We start from the raw sequence: 827 nt of genomic DNA, 5'->3' as shown, positions 1-827 counted from the left end.
GGCCGTCTACGGCGCCGCCGCCGCCGAACAGACCCGCCCCGACCGCCCGAACACCCCCCACCCCCCCCCCCCCACGACGGCGTCGAGGAGTTGTCGGAGAGGCTCAAGGGCGGGTGAGTCAGGCTTTCGGCGGAGGTCTGCGCGGTGGATCTTTAGGCCGGAAAGTCGCTATCCGAAACCGATGATCAAACCATAGGAATAGCTCCACGGCCTGACCGGCCACCCCCGATCAGAAGGAGCCACCGCCCATGATTCGCCTCCGTACCACCTGTATGGCCATCGCCGGCACCGCGGCGATGTTGGCCCTGGCCGCGGCGCCCGCCCAGGCCGCCCCCGGTGACGTCACGACCATGTGCGGAAGCACTCTCACCCCGGCCGGCTCCGTCGATGTGAGTTGGGGTTACAGCAGCAGTTGCGGTACGCAGAGCTTCAGCCCGAACATCAAGCAGGTGAAGCAGCTCACCGGACTGCCCGTCGGCACCGTGGTCCAGGCCTGCAGCACCACCTACCCGCCGGCGGGCTGGGTCCAGACCGGCTCGTACTACACCAGCAGCTGTGTCGCCTGGTCGAACCCGAGCTTCAACAACAACGCCTGGCAGCTGAAGCGCGTCTCCTGACCCGGCGACTCCGGCTGCGCGATGCGGAGGGCCCCGGCCGATCGCCGGGGCCCTCCGTCGTTCACGATCCACCTCGACGGGGGACGGGCCGGCCCGGGGGTTGTTGATCTAGGGTGTGTCTGACCATTCGCGTCGGATCAGCGCGCGGCGTTGGGGTGCGTGCATCGCAAGGCGGAGGAGGGAGCCCAATGCAGCGCATTGGCGACCGAC

Annotated in this window: 1 protein-coding gene; it reads left to right on the top strand. The window is 68.7% G+C overall.

Annotation, left to right across the window (positions count from 1 at the left end):
• Positions 1 to 248 precede the first annotated feature (248 nt).
• On the top strand, positions 249 to 617 hold the full coding sequence (locus ACFWXO_RS21520) for a hypothetical protein (protein ID WP_380525383.1): 369 nt from the start codon (positions 249 to 251) through the stop codon (positions 615 to 617).
• Positions 618 to 827 lie beyond the last annotated feature (210 nt).

It is taken from the genome of Kitasatospora sp. NPDC059088 (assembly GCF_042738155.1).
GTDB lineage: Bacteria > Actinomycetota > Actinomycetes > Streptomycetales > Streptomycetaceae > Kitasatospora.
This window is presented reverse-complemented; position numbering and strand designations above follow the sequence as displayed.